General features: G+C 58.6%; 1 protein-coding gene. It reads right to left on the bottom strand.

Going from position 1 to position 1,725, the window contains the following annotated elements; translation table 11 throughout:
• Nucleotides 1–1,639 (bottom strand): efflux RND transporter permease subunit (locus tag E7681_RS18590; RefSeq protein ID WP_136340757.1); only part of this gene is annotated, 1,639 nt, incomplete at its 3' end.
• Nucleotides 1,640–1,725 lie beyond the last annotated feature (86 nt).

Below are 1,725 nucleotides of genomic sequence, written 5' to 3'. Positions count from 1 at the left end.
CAGGCATAGCCTCCCGTTTGACCACGCCACCCATGAGAGCGCCAACCGTCAGGATCAGGGCACCAATGGCTAGGCCTACGACCAGCCAGCGTGCCTTTATCGCTGCGTCAGCCAGACGGCCCACACCACGTTCACGCAAGGTATCAAAGCCTGCATCAAAACGGGTTCGGAAACGAGACGGAGTGGTTTTCTTCATCCCACCTTTTAGGTGATGGGGCAGTATGAAAAAGGCTTCGATAAGCGATGCGGCGAGCGCCGCCAACAAGACTACTGGCAGAACCTCGAGTACGGCACCCAATTCACCCGCCAAGTAAGCAAGAGGAAGAAACACTGCCAACGTCGTTAAGAATGACGATATAACGCCAGGGGCTACAGCTGTGACACCTTTGGTTACGGTCTCGACTGTCGGTTTTTCGGCGGCATGGACCGCGATGGAATCCGCGATCACAATAGAATCGTCCATCACGATGCCGATTGCCATAAGAAGCGCGACCAACGTCATCATATTCAAGCTGAGACCAGTCAATGCCATCCAGAGGAATGCACCGGCAAAAGCGACGGGCAAGCCCATTGCCGCCCAGATCGCGAAACCGGGCCGGAAAAACAAACTCATGACGATGACGACCAGAACCAGGCCGATCACCCCGTTCTGCACCAGCATCACCAATCGATCGCGGATGATGGATGTCACGTCCTGAACGACCTCAACTCGGATAGAGGCAGGTAGGTGAGTAGTTTCTTCGGCTACCAGCGTTGCCACGCCGTCCAGCACGCGCAATGCGTCTGCATTGAGCGCTTTCGCCACGTCAAGCACGATAGCGGGAGCGCCATCGACGAAGGCGCGATCGTGCGGCGGCTCGAAGCGCTCCTCAATCAACGCCACGTCGCTCAGCGTCAGAGTAGCGCCATTCGGTAGCACCATAACGGGGATCGTGGCCAGCGCAGCAGCGGTGTCACGCTCGGCGGTGAAGCGCACAGTAAGTTCGGCACCATCTCCCTCGAGCGTTCCGATAGGAAGGTCAATGTTCTGCGCAGCGATAGCCATAGCAAGTGCCGCGGGTGTGAGCCCGTGGCCTTCCAGTACTGTGCGCGAGGCAGAAATTGTAAGTGTGCGGGTGCCCAAGCCTCCGCGCGTAACACGGGCAACGCCAGGCAGAGCTGTCAGGCGGTCCAACAGTCCGTCTGCGTAGAAATCCAATTCGCTTAAGGGCAAATCGCCCGAGATCGCAACTGATGTGACAGGATCGGTGCGATGTAGTTCACGGACAACAGCCGGATCTGCGCGATCTGGGAAGGTGTCGATAGCCGAAACCTCGGTCCGCAGAGAGTTAACGAAGCGCAAAGCGTCATTGCCAGGCGCCATTGTGGCTACTGCTCGCGCGCGACCAGCCTGTGCGGTGCAGGTGAAGGTTTCTAGCCCCTCGACACTTTGCACACCGTCCCAGAGAGGCGCGCAGATAGCTGTTTCCACATCCTCGGCGGCCGCCCCTCTGTAGGGTACGACAATCTCGGCTTCCACTGCGCGGAAATCAGGGAAGGTCTCGCGCAAAAGTCCGGGCGCGGCAAAGACGCCTGCGGCGAGAAAAAGAAGAAGAAGAAGGTTGCCCGCCGTCGGATGGCCCGTGAACCAACGTATCATGGCTGGACCTCGATCGGCGTCAGCGCCATGCCGGGAATAGCAGGAGCGATGTCGTCGATGACGACGATTTCGCCCGGCTCGATTCC

The sequence above is a fragment of the Thalassobius vesicularis genome (assembly GCF_004799325.1).
In the GTDB taxonomy this organism is placed as follows: domain Bacteria; phylum Pseudomonadota; class Alphaproteobacteria; order Rhodobacterales; family Rhodobacteraceae; genus Thalassobius; species Thalassobius vesicularis.
Note: the sequence above shows the minus strand (reverse complement) of the source record. Positions and strands in the feature narration are given on the sequence as shown.